Below are 18,527 nucleotides of genomic sequence, written 5' to 3'. Positions count from 1 at the left end.
CCATCATACGGAGCTTGTTTTGAAGAAGAATCTCTTGGCGACCGCCGCGCTCGCCACCTTTGCCGCCCTCGCCGCCACGTCCGCGCAAGCGCAAGCGCAAAGCAGCGTAACGCTCTACGGCATCATCGACGCCGGCATCAGCTACGTGAACAACAGCACGCAAACCGCGACGCGCGCGGGCGATAAGCTCTTCAAGTACGACGACGGCGTCGCGCAAGGCAGCCGTTGGGGCCTGAAGGGTTCGGAAGACCTGGGTGGCGGCCTGAAGGCGATCTTCACGTTGGAGAACGGCTTCAATAGCGGCACCGGCACGCTCGGCCAGGGCGGCGCGCTGTTCGGCCGTCAGGCATACGTCGGTCTCGCGAAGAACGACGTCGGCTCGCTGACCTTCGGCCGTCAATATTCGTTCTCGACCGATTACCTCGGCAGCAACTATTCGATCGGCGGCCAGACGCTCGCGGGCAACTACGCGTATCACATGAACGACGTCGACCAGCTGACGTCGAGCCGCATCAACAACGCGGTCAAGTTCAGCAGCGCGAGCTTCTACGGCGTGACGTTCGGCGCGATGTACGGCTTCTCGAACCAGGCAGGCGCGTTCGCGGGCACGCCCAACACGACCGTCGGCACGACCACGACGGCGGGTTCGTCGCGCGCGTACAGCTTCGGCCTGAACTACAAGGCGGGTCCGTTCGGCATCGGCGCGGCGTACACCGACATCCGCTATCCGGCGGCATCGACGCCCGCGTTCAGCACGGCCGTCGCGAACATCCAGACGATGGGCACCGCGAACGCCGGCAAGGATCTGCGCACGTTCGGCGTCGGCGCGAACTACGCGTTCGGCGCGGCGACCGTGTTCGGCCTGTGGACCAACACGCTGTTCGAGCCGATCAACGGCGCGAGCTCCAAGCTCAACGCGTTCGATATCGGCGGCAAGTACAGCTTCACGTCGGCGCTGTCGGCCGGCCTCGGCTACTCGTACCTGAACATGACGGGCAACTCGAGCGGCCACTGGAACCAGGTCGACGCGAGCGTCGACTACGCGCTTTCCAAGCGCACCGATGTGTACGTGCTCGGCATCTATCAGAAGGCTTCGGGTTCGAACCGCGGCGTCGAGAATCAGGCGTCGATCGGTTCGTCGTCGTCGAGCTACTTCGGCACGTCGGGTCTGGGCGAAGACGATCAGCTTGCGTTCCGCATCGGCATCCGCCACAAGTTCTGAGCTTGCTTGCTGAGTTGACATGAGATCGGGCCGCCAGACGTATCGGGCGGCCCGATTTGTTTACCTCTTGTCGGACTTCTTGCCGACGGCCTTGTTATAGCGCTCGATGTACTCGTCCATCAGCTTGCGGATCGCGCGGCCGATCTGCATGTAGTCGCTCTCGTTCAGATTCGCGAGCGACACGCGCCCCGACGGATGCTGCGTGCCGAAGCCGCGCCCCGGCAGCAGCACGACACGCGCTTCTTTCGCGAGCCTGAAGAGCATCTCCGAAGGCTCCGTGTTCTTGATGACCCAGTCGACCAGTTCGCGGCCGTGCCTGCGCTCGCCGAGATATTCGATATCGAGGATCGTGTAGTAATCGACCTCGTTCTTGTCCTCTTCTTCGAGCGCGATGCCGATCTCGCGATACAGCGCCTGCTTGCGGCTGCGGATCAGGCGCTTCAACGCGTTCTTGTACGCGTCGGGCGTGTCCATCAGCGAGAAGAGCGAGAACAGCACCATCTGCACCTGCTGCGGCGTCGACAATCCCGCCGTGTGATTCAGCGCGACGGTACGGCTGTCCGCAACCAGCCGGTCGATGAACTTGAGCTTGTCGGGCTCCGTCGTGATCGATTCGTAGCGTTCGTGAAGCTCCGCCCGCTTGTCCTTCGGCAGCGCGGCGAGCTGCTTGTCGAGCACGTTGTCGCGATGCGTCGCGATCGCGCCGAGACGCCAGCCGGTCGCGCCGAAATACTTGGAATACGAATAAACGAGGATCGTGTTCTTCGGGCACAACGCGAACAGCGACACGAAATCGTCGGCGAAGGTGCCGTAGACGTCGTCGGTCAGAAGGATCAGATCGGGCCGCTCCTTCACGATCTCCGCGATGTATTCGAGGCTTTCGTCGTCCATCTTCACCGATGGCGGATTGCTCGGATTCACGAGGAAAAACGCCTTCACTTTCGGATCGCGCAGCTTGTCGAGCTCGGCCTTCGAGTATTGCCAGCCGCGGGCGACGTCCGCCTCCAGATTGACGACCTTCAGCTTGTAATCGTTCAGGCGCGGAATCTCGATGTACGGCGTGAAGATCGGGGTGCCGAGCGCGATCGTGTCGCCGGGCGCGATCAGGAAGTTCTCGCGCATCGTGTTGAAGATGTAGGTCATCGCGGCGGTGCCGCCTTCGACCGCGAAGACATCGAATTCGCCGACGAACGGATGCTTGCCGATCATCTCGCGCCTCAGATATTGCGCGACGATCTGCTCCGACAGCTTCAGCATGCGGTCCGGCACGGGATAGTTCGATCCGAGGATGCCTTCGCACATCTCATAGAGAAAGTCGCCCGCGTTCAGGCCGAGCTGATCGCGCACGTACGACACCGCGCCCGCAAGAAACGCGATGCCCGGCACGCCCTTGTTCTCGCGCGCGAAAATCTCGAAGCGCTCTTCGAGCCCTTCGCGCTTCGGAAAACCGCCGACGCCTTCCGGCATGTACGCGAACGAGCGCTCGGACTCGCGCATCGCGAAGAGGCCGAGTTGCCAGAAACCATGACGCGGTATCGTCGCGAGAAAGTTCGGATTGCCGCGCCCCGCATTGAGCATCGCGAGATTGGCCGGACGCTCGACCGCCCCGCCGCCCGCCGCCTTGATGAGCTCGTCCTTCAGCTCGAACGGGCTGAGCGCCGCCATGCCGGCGCGGTCGTTGGAACCCGATTTATCGGACTTTGCCATCCAACACCTCCAGAATTGATGATGGAAACAATGCGGCAGGAAGACCGCGTCACGTCAGCAGCATCACGATGACCATGCCCCAGATCGTGAGCAGCGTATTGCCGACCGCGTACGTCACCGTGTAGCCGAGGCCCGGCACCTGGCTCTTCGCGGCGTCGCAGATCATGCCGAGCGCGGCGGTGGTCGTGCGCGCGCCGGCGCAGATGCCGAGCAGGATCGCGGGATGAAACTTGAACACGTACTTCGCGATGTACATGCCGATGATGAGCGGCACCGCCGACGCGAAAATGCCCCACAGAAAGAGACTCACGCCGAGCTTCTGCAAGCCCGCGACGAAGCCCGGCCCCGCCGAAATCCCCACGACCGCGATAAAGACGTTCAGGCCGACTGAGTTCATGAACCAGATCGTCGGCGACGGAATGCGGCCGAACGTCGGATGGATCGCGCGCAGCCAGCCGAACACGATGCCCGCGATGAGCGCGCCGCCCGCCGTCGACAGCGTGAGCGGAATCGCGCCGACATGCAGCACGAGCGCGCCGATCAACGCGCCGAGCGTGATCGCGAGGCCGACGAACGCCATGTCGGCGGCGTCGGTCGGACGGTCGAGCACGCCGATCGCCTTCGCCGCCGCCGACGTGTCCTGCGTCCGGCCGACGAGCGTGATCGTGTCGCCGCGATGCAGCTTCGTGCTCGGCAGAATCGGTATCTGCGTTTCGGTCGCGCCGCGCTTGATCTTGCGCAGAAACACGCCGCGCGACGCGGGCATATGCGCGAGCTCCTGCAGCGTCTTGCCGTCGACGGCCTTGCTCGTCACGTAGATATCGACGCCTTCGATCGGCACGGCGAGCAGTTCGGCGTCGTCCACTTCGGTCGCGACGCCGCCGAGCAGATCGACGAGCAGCTCGCGCCGCCCGGAGACCGCGACGACATCGCCCGGTTGCAGCACGTCGTCGATCTTCGCTTCCTGAATGGTTCCGCCGCGCCGAATCCGCTCGATGAAGAGCCGCGCGCCTTCCGGCTCCAGCGCTTCGGCCTGCGCGACCGACATGCCCGCCGCGCGCCCGTGCTCGGCCACGCGATACGCGCGCAGTTCGAACTTGTGCCACGCCTGCCCCGCGCCGCCGAGATCGCCGCCGCCGCCGAGCGTCGCCTCGTATTCCTTGCAGGCCGCGACGAGGTCGATGTTGAGCAGCTTCGGCCCGAGCATCGCGAGAATCAGCGCGGAGCCGATCGTCCCGAAGATATAGGTCACGGCGTAGGCGGTCGGCATCGCGTCGAGCAGCGCCTTCGCCTGATCCGGCGGCAGGCCGAGCCGGTTGATGGCGTCGGTGGCAAGGCCCATCGAAGCGGAAATCGTCTGCGAGCCCGCGAACAGGCCCGCCGCCGAGCCGACGTCATAACCCGCGATCTTCGCCGCCGCGTAAGGCGCCGCGAGGCACAGCACGCACTGGATGACGGAGAAGATCGCCTGCGGCAAGCCGTCTTTCGCGATGCCGCGCACGAACTGCGGACCGACGCCGTAACCGACGGCGAACAGGAACATCAGAAAGAAGACCGATTTGACGTTCGACGAAATGGTGATGCCTAGTTGCCCGATGGCGATGGCCGCGAGCAAGGTCGCCGTCACGGCGCCGAGGCTGAAGCCGCGAAAGCTTTTTCCGCCGACCCAATAGCCGACGCCGAGCGACAGAAAGATGGCGATTTCAGGATAACTGCGCAGTGTTGCCGTAAGCCAGGACATAGGCACTCCTTTGCGGTATGAGCCGCTCGCACATCAGCGATGAAGGGAATGAATGATCCGAACGCCAGCAATACACTATTTGGTGCAGCTTTGAAACCATCAATGAAAACAGCGGCCGGAGCCGCTGTTTTCATCGAGACGCTAACTTCGACGCGTCTTATTCCGCCGTTTCGAGCAACGGGTAATCCGTATAGCCCTTCGCGCCCGGCGCATAGAACGTCGACGTGTCCCAGTTGTTGAGATCGGCATCGACTTCGAAGCGGCGCACCAGATCCGCATTCGCGATGAAGGGCTTGCCCCACGCGACGGCATCGGCGTCGCCGCGGGCGATGATCGCTTCGGCGCTGGCCTTCGTGAAGCCTTCGTTGGCGATATACACGCCGCCGAACGCCTTCTTCAATTGCGGCCCGAGGCTGTCGGCGGCTTCATGCTCGCGTGCCGCGATGAACGCGATCTTGCGGCGGCCCAGTTCACGCGCGACGTAACCGAAGGTCGCGGCGCGATCGCTGTCGCCCATCGTGTGCGAATCCGCGCGCGGCGCGAGATGCACGCCGACGCGATCCGCGCCCCAAACTTCGATAGCCTGATCGACGACTTCGAGCAGCAGGCGCGCACGATTTTCGATCGGGCCGCCGTAGGCGTCGGTACGCTTGTTCGTGCTGTCCTGCAGGAACTGGTCGAGCAGATAGCCGTTCGCGCCGTGCACTTCGACGCCGTCGAAGCCCGCGCGCTTCGCGTTTTCCGCGCCCTTGCGGTACGCCGCGACGACACCGGCGATTTCATCCAGTTCGAGCGCGCGCGGCGTCACGTACGGACGCTGCGGACGCACGAGGCTCACGTGTCCTCCCGCCGCGATCGCGCTCGGCGCGACCGGCAGTTCGCCATTCAAAAAGATCGGATCGGAAATGCGGCCGACGTGCCACAGTTGCAGGAAGATCTTGCCGCCCGCTTCGTGCACGGCCTTCGTGACGAGCTTCCAGCCTTCCACTTGCTCGTCGGACCAGATGCCCGGCGTGTCGGCATAGCCGACGCCTTGCGGCGTCACCGACGTCGCTTCGCTCAGAATCAGCCCCGCCGATGCGCGGTCTGCGTAGTACTGCGCCATCAACGCGTTCGGCACGCGTTCGACGCCCGCGCGCTGACGCGTGAGCGGCGCCATGATGATGCGGTTCTTCAACGTGAGTGCGCCAACTTTAAGCGGATCGAAAAGAGTCGACATGAATTGGATTCCTAATGAAATTGAAAGCAGACTTTCACCGAATGGCAAGCAAGCTCAGAGATTCCCGATGGAATCGCGAAACGCCTGAATGACCGCTTCGTCGCGCTTGAAGAACACCCACTGTCCAACGCGCTTCGTGGTGACGAGTCCGGCTTTGTGCAAGGTCGCGAGATGCGCCGAAACGGTGGACTGCGACATGCCGCAGCGCCCATCGATCTGACCCGCGCAAACGCCGTGCACGTGCGGCAATTCCTGATCAGGGAAATGCAGCTCGGGTTCCTTCAGCCATTCCAGAATCTCGCGGCGAAGGGGGTTGGCGAGGGCCTTGTGAATTGCGTCGATGTCCATTTCGTTGCTCGTGCGTCTGACGGACGGAACGTGCAGCCTGTTCCGAATCGTCTTGCTGCGAAGTATATATCGTAAATTTACGATATGCAAACCCCGCCGAATGCGTCGATGTGCGACATGCCGCCGCGCCGCGCCGTCTGGTACGCTCCCCGGTTTCATCGGCTGCAAGAAGACTGCACAAACCTTATGGATACTCCTTTCAATGAACGTGGCGTGACGCTTTCGCGCGCCGGACTCTCGGCGTCCGGTCAGATGATTCCGCTGCGCGATCTGCGCGCCGCGCGCGTCGTGATGATCCCGCGCCAGAAGCCTTTGCCGATCATCATCGCGCTGATCGGGCTGATCGTGCTCGGCGCGGGCATCTTCACCGGCTCGGGCGCGGCGCTCGTGCTCGGCGTGATGATCGTCGTCGTGGGTTATCTCACCTGGATCACGCAGGACGTGATCTATCAGTTGATGGTCGCGACGCCCGACGGCGAGCGCGAAGTGCTCATCACGAAGGATCAGGAATTCGCGGACAAGGTCGCGGCGCTCGTCGGCGAGGCGGTCGCGAAACATGCGGCGAGCGCAGGCGCGAAGTCATCGCAAGCCTGATCTTGATGCGCCGTTTACACGGCGGCGCGCTTCTTTAGCCCGGCCTTTAGGCGCGCGGCGCTAGAGTGCGGGCATCGCCACAACGAGCCGTCGCCGGACGGCTTCCATCGATGGATATCCGCACATTCGACTCGATCGCTCTTTCGCGCGTGGTCAACGGCGGCTCGCCGCGCCGCCGCGAAGCACGCCACTGCGTCGCGTTCGACCTCACCGTTCCGGGACTGGATTCGTCGGCCGCACGCGACATGCTCGCGTATGCGTTCGGCGCGGGCACGCAGGCTTATATCGTGGAGACGAGCCGCCTCCGCGATTGCACCACGCTCCATGTCGAGACCGATCGCGATGACATCGACGATGTCATCGGCACGCTCACCGCGCATTTTCCCAACGCAACGCTCGGCCGCGTGACGCGCATTACGCGCATCACACGGCGCTGAACGCGTCGTCAGGTGATCTGCAACGGCTCGACGTGCCAGATGTCGCGCGCATACTCCGCGATCGTGCGGTCCGACGAAAAAATGCCCATGCCCGCGACGTTCTCGATCGCGCTCCGCGTCCACGCATCCTTGTCGCGGTACTTGAGATCGACTTCGGTCTGCGTCTTGTCGAAGCTGTCGAAATCGGCGAGCACCATGTAGTGATCGCCCCAGTCCACGAGCGTATGGAAGATGTCGTAGAAACGGTGCGGCTCTTCCGGCGAGAAGTGCCCGAGTCGAATCTGGTCGAGCGCGACTTTGAGCTCCGCGTTTTCCTCGTAAATCTGCCGTGGCCGATAACCCGCCGCGCGCAACGATTCGATCTCGTCGGTCGTGTTGCCGAAGATGAAAATATTCTCGCGCCCCACGGCATCGCAGATCTCGATGTTCGCGCCATCGAGCGTGCCGATTGTCAGTGCGCCGTTCAACGCGAGCTTCATGTTGCCGGTGCCCGATGCTTCGGTGCCCGCCATCGAAATCTGCTCCGACAGATCCGCCGCCGGAATGATGAGCTCGGCCACGGAAACGCCGTAGTTCGGAATAAAGCCGACCTTCAGCCGATCGCCGATGAGCGGGTCCGTGTTGATCTTGCGGGACACATCGTTGATGAGCTTGATGATGTTCTTCGCCATCTTGTACGCGGACGCCGCCTTGCCCGCGAACATCACGACGCGCGGCGTCCAGTCCTGCTCCGGATTTTCGCGGATGCGGTTATAGCGCACGATCACATACAGGATGTTGAGCAATTGCCGCTTGTATTCGTGGATGCGCTTCACCTGCAGATCGAACAGCGCTTCCGGATTGATGATCGCGTTGGCGTCCCGTTTCGCGCGTTCCACGAGCCGCAGCTTGTTGGCGAACTTCGCATCGTGAAAGGCCTTGCAGAACTCCGGATCGTCGCGCCATTCGCGCAGCCTGCCGAGTTCGAAGAGATCGGTGCGCCAGCGCGGCCCGAGCCGCTTGTCGATCAGCGATGACAGCGACGGACTCGCCTGCGCGAGCCATCGGCGCGGCGTGATGCCGTTCGTCACGTTCGTGAAGCGCTCCGGATACATGCGCGCGAAGTCGGAGAAGATGTTCTGCACCATCAGTTGCGAGTGCAGCTTCGATACGCCGTTCACCTTGTGACTCGCGACGATCGCGAGATGCGCCATGCGCACGCGCCGCTGGCCGAATTCATCGACGAGCGAGATGCGCCGAATCAGTTCGACATCGCGCCCGAACTTCTCGGTGACTTGCTTCAGGAACTGCGCGTTGATCTCGAAGATGATCTCCAGATGCCGCGGCAGCAAGCGCGCGAGCATCTCGACGTCCCATGTTTCGAGCGCTTCGGGCATCAGCGTGTGATTCGTGTAGGAGAACATCTGCTGCACGAGCTTCCACGCCTTGTCCCACGGCAGATGATGCCGATCGACGAGCAGGCGCATCAGCTCCGGAATCGCGAGCACCGGATGCGTGTCGTTCAGATGCACGGCGACCTTTTCCGCGAGCCGACCGAAGTGCGTATGCGTGCGCTGATAGCGGCGTATCAGATCCTGCATCGTCGCGGAGACGAAGAAGTATTCCTGACGCAGACGCAACTCGCGTCCGGCCTGAGTCGAGTCGTCGGGATACAAGAGACGCGACACATGTTCCGATGTGTTCTTCGCCTCCACCGCGCGCCGATAGTCGCCCTGATTGAACGCGGAGAGATCGAACTCGTCGGTTGCGCGCGCGGACCACAGGCGCAGCGTGTTGGTGGCCGTTGTCGCGAAGCCGGGAATGACCGTGTCGTAGGCCATCGCGTTGACGTGCTCGGTGTCGATCCAGTCGGTGCGATCGTCATGTTGCACCGTGCGCCCGCCGAAATGCACGGTGTACACGACTTCGGGCCGCGGAAACTCCCACGGATTGCCCGCGCGCAGCCAGTAATCGGGCATCTCGACCTGATTGCCGTCGACGATCGTCTGACGGAACATCCCGTATTCGTAACGGATGCCATAGCCGAAGCCCGGCACGCCGACCGTCGCCATCGAATCGAGGAAACAGGCCGCAAGGCGTCCGAGGCCGCCATTGCCGAGCGCGGCGTCCGGCTCGAGTTCCTCGAGCGCCGCGAGATCGACGCCCAAGCCGGCGAGCGCATCGCGCACTTCGTCGTAGATGCCTAGCGCGAGCAGCGCATTGCTGAAAGTTCTGCCGATGAGAAATTCCATCGACAGATAGTAGACGCGTTTCACGTCCTGTTCGTATTGGAGCCGCGTGGTGCGCATCCAGCGCGCGACGAGACGATCCCGCACGGCCAGTTCAGCGGCGTGAAGCCAGTCCCGCGGCTGCGCGGTGACTGCATCCTTGCCGACGCCGTACATCAGGCGGTTCGAGATGGAGCGCCTGAGCGCATCGACGGTACTGTTGAGCTGGTCGAATTCCAGATCGACGGATGTCATCGAAACCTCCGGTGTTTGCAACATATGCAACGACCGCGAAAGCCTGACGGGAGTTCAATCCGGACGCACCGAATTGGCGCCCTGCCCCGGTCTGGCGGGTGCGGACGTGCCTGAACGTGCAGGTTACGCCAGTTTTATTTTTTTTGGTATGACAAGGCGGAAACGGAGAGCGGCCCGCAAATTGCTAACGAAGAGCTTGCGGGCACATGATGGCATCGATATTTAGTTCGGATTCCGTATGTTTGTCATGCGATGGAGCGGCGTGGCGCGCGTGCGGCGATCAGCAGAAGCGCCGCGAGCGATACGCCCAGCAGAATCAGCGAGAGCGCGGACGCAGGCAGATAGTAACCGCGATTCACCTGCCCGACGACGACGATCGGCACCGTCGCGAATCCGGGCGGATACACGGTGAGCGTCGCGCCAAGTTCGCCGAGCGAGAGCGCGAAACCGAGCGCGAGGCTCGCGCGGATCGCGGGCACGAGTTGCGGCAATACCACGCGCGCGAGCACCATGCGCGGCGGCGCGCCGAGACTCGCGGCGGCTTCGCGCAGCGTCGTGAGCTCGGGGCGCAGCGCCGCGGCGGCGCATCGATAACAGAACGGCAACACGAGCGCGAGTTGCACGAGCACGACGATTGCGGCCGATCCCGACAGATCGAGCGGACGCTTGTGATACGCGATCAACACGGCGAGCCCGAGGACGACGCTCGGCACGCCGCTGCCCATCATCGCGACGGCATCGACGAGTGCGCCGAGACCGCGCCGGTCGCGTCCTTCCAGCGCGAGCGCGAGCCAGAGTCCCAGCGCGGTGCCGAGAAACGCGACGCCCAGGCCGACTTCGAGACTCGTCGCGACCGCATCGAGATCGCTCGATGAAAGACGCGCGAACCAGCGCGTGGAAAAACCATCGGGCAGGATCGTGCCGGACCAGTGCGACGCGACGCTCGACAACGCGACGACGATCACCGGCAGCACGAAGAGCCAGAAGCACAGCAACGCGAAGAGGCCCGTGAACGCATGACGCAGGAGCGCGCGAGGTCTGAACGCAGCAGCGATGAGTTGCATGTCAGCGCTCTCCCGAACGGCGACTCGTTTGCCGATTCACGCGTCGATACAACGCATAGAGCGATAGCGACATCAACAGCATCACGACCGAACCCGCGGCCGCGGTGGCCAGATCGAGGTCGACGGTCGCGGCGCTGTAGATCGCGATCGGCAAGGTGATCAGATGTGCGCTGCCGAGCACGAGCAGAATGCCGAACTCGTTCAACGTCAGCAGAAAGCAGAGGATCGTGCCTGCCGCGATGCCCGGCCACGCGAGCGGCAAGACGACTTTCGTCGCGACCATCCAGCCATCGGCGCCGAGGCTCTTTGCGGCTTCGACGAGCCGCATGTCGAGCGTCGCATACGATGCGAGCGTCGGACGCACGACGAACGGCGCATAGAACACGACCTCCGCGAGAATCACGCCGCCGATGCCGAAAAGGAAATCGAGCGGCGGCGCATCGAGCGAAAAGATCCGCTGCAGACCGATGCTCACCGAACCTTGCGAGCCGTATAGAAAGATCAGCGTGAACGCGACCAGAAACGACGGAAACGCGACGAACAATTCCAGAAAACGCGTGAGCAGGCGCGCGAGCGCGAACGGCCTGAAGAACAGCATCGATGCGAGCGCGACGCCGAGCAACGAAGCGATGCTCGCGCTCGCGAAGAGAATGCCGAGCGTCGTGCCGATCATCCCGCGCGTTTCGGGGTTGCTGAAGAACGCGCTGTACGCGTGCAGCGAGAAACCGTGCGGCCCGGTCACACTCGACATGACGAGGCGCGCGAGCGGATACACCACGAGCGGCCCGAGCACGACGACGAGAATGAAGAGCAGATGCCACCGCGCCTTGCGCTCGCGGCGTTGCGCTTCTTTGGCGTGCGCTGCGAATTGCGCGGAGAGATAGGCGTCGCAGATGCCGCGTTCGTCGCGCGCGACGCTGTCAGGGACGAACAAGGACGACATCGTCAGCCTCGAAGCGAAGGGAAACGCGCGCGCCTTTGTCCGGCATGCGCGAATGGCCGCGCTGCGTCGTCACGAGCACGGGCTCGCCGGGCAACGCATCGAGCGCAACGGAAATGGAAAGCGCCGCGCCATACCATTCGACGGACGCGATCGTGCCATGCAGATGGCCTTCTCCCAACGGCGCGATCGCGAATCGTTCGGGACGAATGCACGCGAGACGTTCGCGCTCGTCGTGCCGCGCATCGCCGACGGGATACACCACGCGCGGCGGCAGCAAATTCGCGGCACCGAGATAGCGCGCGACGAACGCATCGTTGGGCGCGTCGTACAGCTCGCGCGGCGCACCGAGTTGCGCGATGCGGCCATCGCGCATCAGCAGCGTGCGGTCGGAGAGCACGAGCGCATCGTCCTGATCGTGCGTCACGCAGACGATCGTCAGATTCGGCAAGCGCTCATGCAACGCCTTCAGCTCGCTGCGCACCGAAGCGCGCAGATTCGCATCGAGCGCCGAGAGCGGCTCGTCGAGCAGCAGCACGTCCGGCTCGATGACGAGCGCGCGCGCCAGCGCCACGCGCTGCTGCATGCCGCCGGAAAGCTGCGCGGGCATGACGTGACCGGCATCGGAAAGCTGCACGAGCTTGAGCGCATCGGCGACGCGTCGCGCGATCTCGCCCGTCTTCAGCTTCCGTGCGCGCAAGCCGAACGCGACGTTGTCGAACACCGAGAAATGCGGGAACAGCGCATAGCTTTGGAACAGCAGCCCGAGATTGCGCTGATGCGGCGGCACGTGCGTGAGATCGCGGCCCGCGACGGCGAGCGTGCCCGCGAGCGCATCGGCCTTCACGAAGCCGGCGATGAAGCGCAGCAGCGTGGTCTTGCCGCATCCGCTTCGGCCGAGCACGGTGAGGAATTCGCCGCGTTCGATCCGAAGCGAGAGATCGTCGAGCACGGTACGCGTGCCGAAGCGCACCGTCAGACGATCGATGTGCACGCCCGGCGTTTGATCGACGCCGAACGCTTCCTTGGGGACGGCGCTCATCAGGACTTCGGCTTGACGACGTCGGTCTGCTTGCCGGTGTTGCCGATCACTTCGGTCTTCCAGCGCTCGGTCCAGCCCGCCTTCTTCTGTATGACTTCGTTCCAGTCGACGGGAATGAGCTTCACGCCGGAGATCGCCTGCTTGACGGCTTCGCCGTTCTTGCCGGCGAGCGGCACGTCGGTGCGGCCGGGGATGCCGTAGATATCGGGCACTTTCGACTGCACATCCGACGACATCAGATAGTCGATGAGCTTCTTGCCCGCCGCCTGATTCGGTCCGCTCTTGATGAGGCCGATTGCATACGGAAGCTGGAATGTGCTCGGCGCTTCGCCTGCCTTGTGCGACAGGAAGAGCGGCTTGATGGAGAGACCGCCGTTCGCGGCATCGTCGAGGTCCATTTGCAGATCGCCGTTCGCGAATGCGATCTCGTTACGCGAGAGCAGCACGTCGAGATAGCCCGTGCCCTTCGTATGGAACTTCGCGTGTTGTTCGAGATCCTTCAGGTAATTGAAAGCCTGGTCTTCGCCCATCAGCGCGGACGTCAGGATGATGACGGCCATGCCGTCGCCTGCCGTGGCTGGATTCGAGTATGCGATCTTGCCGGAGTAGTTCGGATGCAGGAGATCGGCGAAGGTCTTGGGCGCGGTTTTCGTGACTTCGGGATTGATCGCGAACGAGAAATAGTTGTTCACGAAGGTGGCCCATGCGCCGTCTTTTTCCTTCGCGATGGCGGGCACGTTCTTGTAGTTCACGCTCTGATACGGCTGCAGCAGGCCGCCTTGTTGCGCTTGCTGGATGAACGGCGGCAGCGTGACGAGGACGTCTGCTTTCGGCGAATCCTTTTCGACGGTCGCGCGGTTCACCACTTCGCCGCTGCCCGCCGTGACGATGTTGACCTTCACGCCTTCCTTCTTTTCGAATGCGGGAAGCACGTCCTTGTAGAGATTCTCGAGGCCATCGGCGGTGTAGAGGACGACGGCGTCGGCGGCGTGAGCGGGCATCGCGGCAAGCAGAGCAAACGCGGCGGCGAACGCCGGCAGCACAGTGCGCGCGAAGCGGGAATCGCGGGTCATGGTGGTCTCTCGTGTCGGGGATCGATGAAGGTCGGGGGCGACCTTCGACCCGGAATATTGCAGAGATGTGTGACATCGACGTGAAGGCGCCACGGGTCGCCACGTATTTGCATATTTCGCCAAGGGGCTTGTGGTTTGTTCTTTGGTGTCTGCTTTTTCGCCGGATCCCGTTATGGTGTCGGTCTATTAGCACTGCCCCTGTGCGGGGCGGCAGTCACTTTCTTTGCTGCTGCAAAGAAAGTAAGCAAAGAAAGCAGCTCGTCACGGCCCGCGGTCACACGCAATTTGGGTAGTTCTCTCGTCACAGGCGGCACTCGCCTAACGAGTGCCCTCATAGGCCCAACCGGGCTTGGCTCGCGCACGGTCTGACGAGCCATTCCCTTTACCGCGCTGGTTCAGCACGAAATAGCTTCGGCACAGCGCTACGCGCTGCCGCCGGGTCCGCAAGGGAAACCGGCGAGCGGCGAGTGCCGTGAGATGGAGACGTTAGTAGAGAAGCACATGCATCCCCGCTTGACCGGTCGGCCGCGAAGCGGGCCGGAGCTATTTGGTGCTGAACCCGTTTGTTGTGTGGTGCGATGACACAGACCGTGCGCGAGCCAAGCCCGATTAGGTGTTTGAGGGCACTCTTTAGGCAGCCCACGATCGACGAGAGGACTACCCAAATTGCGTGTGACCGCGGGCGTATCGGAAGCTGCTTTCTTTGCTTACTTTCTTTGCAGCAGCAAAGAAAGTGAGTGCCGCCCCGCACAGGGGCAACGCTAATAGACCACTAAGAAAACGGGATCCGGCGAAAAACCGGAGCCGACACGAAAACGAGACCCAGCGAAAGCGAACAACAAAAATCAAGCAACAACGACCTCAAGCCCCCGCGCGGCCAGCGCCCTTCGGACCCCCCGCTCAGGCAGAGCTTCACACACCAGAAACCGAACCGCCTCAAACCCGGCGATCCTAACTGGCAAAACCAGGCCGAACTTCGAGCAATCAGCAACCACGACCGGGCACGCAGCAGACGCGATCATGCTCCCGCGCACCTCAGCGGCGAGCCGCGAATAATCCGTCAGATGCGCGTCATTCGTAATCCCCCCCGCCCCGACGAAAGCAAAATCCGCGTGATACTGCGCAAGCTGCTGAATGGTATCGAGCCCGAACGTCGCATCTTCGACATCGGCGATCTCGCCACCCAGCAAAGTCACGCGATTGCCATTGCGCCGCGCCAGCAACATCGCGATACGCCAGTCGTTCGTATACACCGTCAGCCGATGCCGCTGCCCCAACGCACGCGCCAACGCCTGCGTCGTGCTTCCCGAATCGATGACGAGCGACGCCCCGTCCGGCACGAACGCCGCCGCGCGCACGCCGATCGCATGTTTCGCCGCCGCGTTTTCGGCTTCGCGCACATCGACGTGCGGCTCGCGCCGGTCGACCGATAACGCGCCGCCATGCGTCGTCGTCACGAGCCCGCGTCCGGCGAGCGCGTTAAGATCGCGCCGCACCGTCTCGCGCGACACCGACAACGCACGCACGAGATCCGCCACCGCGAGCGCGCCATGCTTGTCCAATTCGGAGAGGATGTACTGGTGACGTTGTTCGGCGAGCATCGTTCGATGAAGAAAGGCAAGGCGGCGTGTGGAGTTTAGCGGCCCTATGTGGCATTTCTCTGGCAAGCGCGATTCGTCAAGCCACGACGCGCAATGAATTCTTTCCCCCGGGTACGCAATCGACAAGCACGCCTCCGCTAGACTTCGTGCCTTATGCACGAGCTTTGAACGAGGCAACACGATGTACAAGAAAGGCGTGGTGATCGAAATCCAGTTCCCTCCCGAACGTCTGAACGACGCGGCTGGCGATCCCTACTGGATCGACCTCACACTCGACGAGGCAAAGCGCTTGCATGCGCAACTATCGCGGCGTTTCGAGGGCGAAGCGCGCGCCAATCAGCCGCTCGATACGTTCACCATCGAATGACGCGCCGCGCCGAAGTGCACGGTTAGACAAGACGCGCGCAAGCGTTCCGGCCGATACTGCGGCATTTCGTTTCGCCGCTTGCCTCACATGGTCTCGATTCTCGCCGCGCCCGTCTTCGTGTTTCTCTGGTCGACGGGTTTCATCGTCGCAAGGGCGATCACGCCTTACGTCGATCCGAATCTCTATTTGCTCGCGCGCTTCGGCGGCACGACGCTGCTGTTTCTCGCAATCGCCGTCGTCACGCGCGCGCCATGGCCGAAAGGCGGGGACATCGGCCGCCATCTGTTCGCCGGCGCGCTGCTGCAAGGCGTCTATCTCGGCGCGGGCTACTGGGCCGTCGCGCAAGGCATGGGTGCGGGCATCATGGCGCTGCTCGGCGCGCTGCAACCGCTTCTGACCGCCGCCGTCGCCGCGCGGCTCTTCGGTGAACGGCTCTCGCCGCGCGCATGGAGCGGGCTCGTGCTCGGCCTCTTCGGCGTCGCGCTCGTGCTCGCGCCGAAGATCGCGGCGAGCGGCGCGCCCGTCACGCACGCATCGTCCGGACACGCGCCGCAATGGCTCGTCGCGACGATCGCCGTGCTCGCCGTCGTCGCGATCACCGCGGGCACGCTGTATCAGAAGACTTCGCTCGCGCGCGCCGATATCCGCAGCGCCAGCGCGTTGCAGAACGCGGGCGCGACGATCGTCGCGCTCGTGCTCGTGATCGCGCTAGGCGAGCATCGCTTCATCGTCTCCACGACGACGTGGCTCGCGCTCGCGTGGGGCATCGTGATGCTCTCGGGCGTCGCGACGACGCTGCTCGTATGGATGGTCCGTCGCGGCGACGCATCGCGCGCGACCGCCCTGCTCTTTCTCGCGCCGCCGCTCGCCGCGCTCGAAAGCTATCTCGCATTCGGCGAGACGCTCGACGCGATGCAGCTCGCGGGCTTCGGCGTCGCGCTCGCGGGCGTGCTGCTCGCGCGCTCGAAATAGCACGCCCGGCACGCCTCAATCGACCGTGTCCGCGCCCGCCGGGATGTGCTCGCGCACCGCCTTGCCCGGACCCGGCGCCCACGCGGGCCGCGTCTTCCTTCCGGTATCGACGACGACGAGATAATGCCCCGCCCAGGGCGTCGTCTTGCGCGTGGCCTTCAGCACCCACATCGACTGGCCTTCGGATACGCGCGCCTCGTATTGCGCATCGAGAATGCCGTGATGATCGAAGAACGTGTTGAGCGTCGACGGAATCCGCACGCAGCCCTTCGAGTGCCGCATGCCGAGCAGCGGCTCCAGTTTCTCGGGATCGGTGGCGTGCATCTGGAAGCGCATCGGCGACTTGCCGCCATGGCCCCAGCCGCGCTCGCCTTCGGCCCAGCCGAAATCGTAGATACGCATGTCGCGCGCGCCGTAGCCGCGAATCTTGAACTCGTTGAGCGTGCCCTCGGCGCGAAAGTCCATGTTGCCCGGCACATGCTGGAAGACGCCGAGCGGCGTGAGGAAGTGATCGTAACTGCCGGGACGCCCCGTCGATACCGGCGATGCGCCGATCATCGACCACGCATCGTCGGCCTTCGCACGGAAATAGACGAAGATCGCCTGCACGTTCGCGCTGCGATCGACCATCACGACGAATTCGTTGACGAGGCCGCCGTGACCGTCTTCTTCCAGCGTACGTTGCAGCAGACGGCCGTAGCCCTGCTGATCCGCGACGGGCACATTGAGCCGCCGATCGACTTCCTTCGCGAAAGTCTGCCGCATCGCATACGCGCCGGCCGGCTGCATGCCGCTGCGCTGCGCGAGATTCGGCTCGGGTGTTTCCGGCGGCAAGGGCACTTCGGGCACGGCCGCTTCCGATGCCGCGCTCGCCGCCGATGCCGCGCTGGCTGCGCTCGCCGCCGATGCAGCCGATGCAGCCGACGCCTCCGGAGCCGGTTGCGCGGGCATCGGCACGGGCATGGCGGGAAGCGCGCGCTCGGGCGCGCTCGCGGCTTGCGGAATGCTTGCGCCCTGCGGCATCGGCCGCACCGGGATAGAGCGGGCCACGGGCGCGACGGGCAACGCCGTCACGCGTCCCTGCGCGACCGCTCCCGATGCGCCCGAGGCCGCCTGAGGCTGCGCGCGAGCCGCCGTCGAGATCGAAAGAAGCGCGCCCGCCGCCGCGCACACGAGAAACCTTGCGCCGATCGGCGTCTTGTTCGTCCTGCTCTTTCCTGCCTGATGCATTGATTTGATTGATCCGCTCTGCCATTCGCCAACGGACGATCCACCGGATCGCCCGGTTCGAGCGGCCCATGCGCGAGACTGCGCGCATCGACAAAAAAGCCGGCGCGCACGACGCGCCGGCTTCGCCGCTACTTGAGGTTCGTCAACGGAAGCGCAGCAAAGTTCGTTCCGACCGCACGCGCGACGATGCGCGGCGCAGCGGAAACATCAATGCAGACGGATGGAGGCGTCGCCGGACGCGGAAGCCCGGGCACGCAAAGGTTCGTCGTGAAAGCGCTGATGGCACAGCTTCTGGGCGATCGCCTCGCCGATGTAAGGCACATCGGTCGCGAGCCTGGCGGTCGCGTAGGCGTGAGCGGTGCCCGCGCCGTGAACTTCGATGTCGCTCGCATACTGCCCGAGTTCGTGCTCGAGAAATCGCCGCACGTCGCGCGCGGCGCAGCGTTGAGGAAGATTCCAGACGAGCAGGTTCATCGCCGTCACCTTCTTGCGCGTGCGAAAACAGGCC

17 protein-coding genes are annotated in these 18,527 nt (G+C 63.7%); 5 read left to right on the top strand and 12 right to left on the bottom strand.

The features are described from left to right. The first annotated feature begins 19 nt into the window (after positions 1–19). Positions 20–1,222 (top strand): porin, encoded by a 1,203-nt coding sequence (locus QCE58_RS24695; RefSeq protein WP_175979140.1) that lies wholly within the window; start codon positions 20–22, stop codon positions 1,220–1,222. A gap of 60 nt (positions 1,223–1,282) precedes the next feature. Here QCE58_RS24695 and QCE58_RS24690 read toward each other — a convergent pair whose 3' ends face one another. The 4 genes from QCE58_RS24690 to QCE58_RS24675 all read right to left on the bottom strand — a co-directional run bounded on the left by QCE58_RS24690 (position 1,283) and on the right by QCE58_RS24675 (position 6,237). Continuing rightward, on the bottom strand, positions 1,283–2,929 hold the full coding sequence (locus QCE58_RS24690) for a bifunctional aspartate transaminase/aspartate 4-decarboxylase (protein ID WP_008353781.1): 1,647 nt from the start codon (positions 2,927–2,929) through the stop codon (positions 1,283–1,285). Positions 2,930–2,978: 49 nt separating this feature from the next. Then, positions 2,979–4,670, bottom strand: a complete 1,692-nt coding sequence (aspT, locus tag QCE58_RS24685; protein ID WP_008353783.1) for an aspartate-alanine antiporter — start codon at positions 4,668–4,670, stop codon at positions 2,979–2,981. Between the two features lie 157 nt (positions 4,671–4,827). Continuing rightward, positions 4,828–5,889 carry an alkene reductase gene (locus QCE58_RS24680; protein WP_008353785.1) on the bottom strand — a complete coding sequence of 354 codons (1,062 nt, stop codon included), beginning with the start codon at positions 5,887–5,889 and terminating at the stop codon, positions 4,828–4,830. A gap of 54 nt (positions 5,890–5,943) precedes the next feature. After that, a complete protein-coding gene (locus tag QCE58_RS24675) occupies positions 5,944–6,237 on the bottom strand; it encodes a helix-turn-helix transcriptional regulator (RefSeq protein ID WP_008353786.1) in 294 nt (97 codons plus the stop codon). Between the two features lie 186 nt (positions 6,238–6,423). Here QCE58_RS24675 and QCE58_RS24670 point away from each other — a divergent pair, with 186 nt between their 5' ends. Both QCE58_RS24670 and QCE58_RS24665 read left to right on the top strand, forming a co-directional pair. Further along, positions 6,424–6,831, top strand: coding sequence for a DUF6232 family protein (locus QCE58_RS24670; RefSeq protein WP_008353787.1), 408 nt, complete (start codon positions 6,424–6,426; stop codon positions 6,829–6,831). A gap of 110 nt (positions 6,832–6,941) precedes the next feature. Continuing rightward, positions 6,942–7,268, top strand: coding sequence for a hypothetical protein (locus tag QCE58_RS24665; RefSeq protein ID WP_175979138.1), 327 nt, complete (start codon positions 6,942–6,944; stop codon positions 7,266–7,268). An 8-nt stretch (positions 7,269–7,276) separates the two neighbouring features. Here QCE58_RS24665 and QCE58_RS24660 read toward each other — a convergent pair whose 3' ends face one another. From QCE58_RS24660 to QCE58_RS24635, 6 genes are all read right to left on the bottom strand, one after another. After that, a complete protein-coding gene (locus tag QCE58_RS24660) occupies positions 7,277–9,730 on the bottom strand; it encodes a glycogen/starch/alpha-glucan phosphorylase (RefSeq protein WP_008353789.1) in 2,454 nt (817 codons plus the stop codon). Between the two features lie 245 nt (positions 9,731–9,975). Beyond that, positions 9,976–10,794, bottom strand: a complete 819-nt coding sequence (gene phnV, locus QCE58_RS24655; RefSeq protein WP_175979137.1) for a 2-aminoethylphosphonate ABC transport system, membrane component PhnV — start codon at positions 10,792–10,794, stop codon at positions 9,976–9,978. Position 10,795: 1 nt separating this feature from the next. Continuing rightward, positions 10,796–11,737 (bottom strand): 2-aminoethylphosphonate ABC transporter permease subunit, encoded by a 942-nt coding sequence (locus tag QCE58_RS24650; RefSeq protein WP_250435566.1) that lies wholly within the window; start codon positions 11,735–11,737, stop codon positions 10,796–10,798. Continuing rightward, positions 11,715–12,776, bottom strand: coding sequence for a 2-aminoethylphosphonate ABC transport system ATP-binding subunit PhnT (gene phnT, locus QCE58_RS24645; RefSeq protein ID WP_250435565.1), 1,062 nt, complete (start codon positions 12,774–12,776; stop codon positions 11,715–11,717). The genes QCE58_RS24650 and phnT overlap by 23 nt, the downstream gene beginning before the upstream one ends. Then, complete coding sequence (phnS, locus tag QCE58_RS24640; RefSeq protein WP_250521565.1) at positions 12,776–13,849, bottom strand: 2-aminoethylphosphonate ABC transporter substrate-binding protein; 1,074 nt, start codon at positions 13,847–13,849, stop codon at positions 12,776–12,778. Before phnS ends, phnT begins: the two co-directional genes overlap by 1 nt. Before the next feature lie 845 nt (positions 13,850–14,694). After that, a complete protein-coding gene (locus QCE58_RS24635; protein WP_250521564.1) occupies positions 14,695–15,450 on the bottom strand; it encodes a DeoR/GlpR family DNA-binding transcription regulator in 756 nt (251 codons plus the stop codon). Between the two features lie 181 nt (positions 15,451–15,631). Here QCE58_RS24635 and QCE58_RS24630 point away from each other — a divergent pair, with 181 nt between their 5' ends. Further along, positions 15,632–15,817 (top strand): hypothetical protein, encoded by a 186-nt coding sequence (locus tag QCE58_RS24630; protein ID WP_008353795.1) that lies wholly within the window; start codon positions 15,632–15,634, stop codon positions 15,815–15,817. A gap of 87 nt (positions 15,818–15,904) precedes the next feature. Next, complete coding sequence (locus tag QCE58_RS24625) at positions 15,905–16,789, top strand: DMT family transporter (RefSeq protein WP_175979134.1); 885 nt, start codon at positions 15,905–15,907, stop codon at positions 16,787–16,789. Positions 16,790–16,804: 15 nt separating this feature from the next. Here the strand turns inward: QCE58_RS24625 and QCE58_RS24620 are convergent, their stop codons facing one another. Beyond that, on the bottom strand, positions 16,805–18,019 hold the full coding sequence (locus QCE58_RS24620; protein ID WP_250521563.1) for a L,D-transpeptidase: 1,215 nt from the start codon (positions 18,017–18,019) through the stop codon (positions 16,805–16,807). Between the two features lie 207 nt (positions 18,020–18,226). Next, positions 18,227–18,493: a hypothetical protein gene (locus QCE58_RS24615; RefSeq protein ID WP_008353799.1), complete on the bottom strand. Its 267-nt coding sequence runs from the start codon at positions 18,491–18,493 to the stop codon at positions 18,227–18,229. Positions 18,494–18,527: the final 34 nt, after the last annotated feature.

The organism is Caballeronia sp. LZ028 (assembly GCF_031451415.1).
Lineage (GTDB): Bacteria > Pseudomonadota > Gammaproteobacteria > Burkholderiales > Burkholderiaceae > Caballeronia > Caballeronia zhejiangensis.
The sequence above is the reverse complement of the archived record's forward strand: the minus strand, read 5'-3'. Positions and strand labels throughout refer to the sequence as shown.

Coding starts and splice junctions, on each gene's coding strand:
- QCE58_RS24690 (WP_008353781.1), bottom strand. CDS start 2,929: ATGGCAAAGTCCGATAAATCGGGTTCCAACGACCGCGCCGGCATGGCG.
- aspT (WP_008353783.1), bottom strand. CDS start 4,670: ATGTCCTGGCTTACGGCAACACTGCGCAGTTATCCTGAAATCGCCATC.
- QCE58_RS24680 (WP_008353785.1), bottom strand. CDS start 5,889: ATGTCGACTCTTTTCGATCCGCTTAAAGTTGGCGCACTCACGTTGAAG.
- QCE58_RS24675 (WP_008353786.1), bottom strand. CDS start 6,237: ATGGACATCGACGCAATTCACAAGGCCCTCGCCAACCCCCTTCGCCGC.
- QCE58_RS24670 (WP_008353787.1), top strand. CDS start 6,424: ATGGATACTCCTTTCAATGAACGTGGCGTGACGCTTTCGCGCGCCGGA.
- QCE58_RS24665 (WP_175979138.1), top strand. CDS start 6,942: ATGGATATCCGCACATTCGACTCGATCGCTCTTTCGCGCGTGGTCAAC.
- QCE58_RS24660 (WP_008353789.1), bottom strand. CDS start 9,730: ATGACATCCGTCGATCTGGAATTCGACCAGCTCAACAGTACCGTCGAT.
- phnV (WP_175979137.1), bottom strand. CDS start 10,794: ATGCAACTCATCGCTGCTGCGTTCAGACCTCGCGCGCTCCTGCGTCAT.
- QCE58_RS24650 (WP_250435566.1), bottom strand. CDS start 11,737: ATGTCGTCCTTGTTCGTCCCTGACAGCGTCGCGCGCGACGAACGCGGC.
- phnT (WP_250435565.1), bottom strand. CDS start 12,776: ATGAGCGCCGTCCCCAAGGAAGCGTTCGGCGTCGATCAAACGCCGGGC.
- phnS (WP_250521565.1), bottom strand. CDS start 13,849: ATGACCCGCGATTCCCGCTTCGCGCGCACTGTGCTGCCGGCGTTCGCC.
- QCE58_RS24635 (WP_250521564.1), bottom strand. CDS start 15,450: ATGCTCGCCGAACAACGTCACCAGTACATCCTCTCCGAATTGGACAAG.
- QCE58_RS24630 (WP_008353795.1), top strand. CDS start 15,632: ATGTACAAGAAAGGCGTGGTGATCGAAATCCAGTTCCCTCCCGAACGT.
- QCE58_RS24625 (WP_175979134.1), top strand. CDS start 15,905: ATGGTCTCGATTCTCGCCGCGCCCGTCTTCGTGTTTCTCTGGTCGACG.
- QCE58_RS24620 (WP_250521563.1), bottom strand. CDS start 18,019: ATGCATCAGGCAGGAAAGAGCAGGACGAACAAGACGCCGATCGGCGCA.
- QCE58_RS24615 (WP_008353799.1), bottom strand. CDS start 18,493: ATGAACCTGCTCGTCTGGAATCTTCCTCAACGCTGCGCCGCGCGCGAC.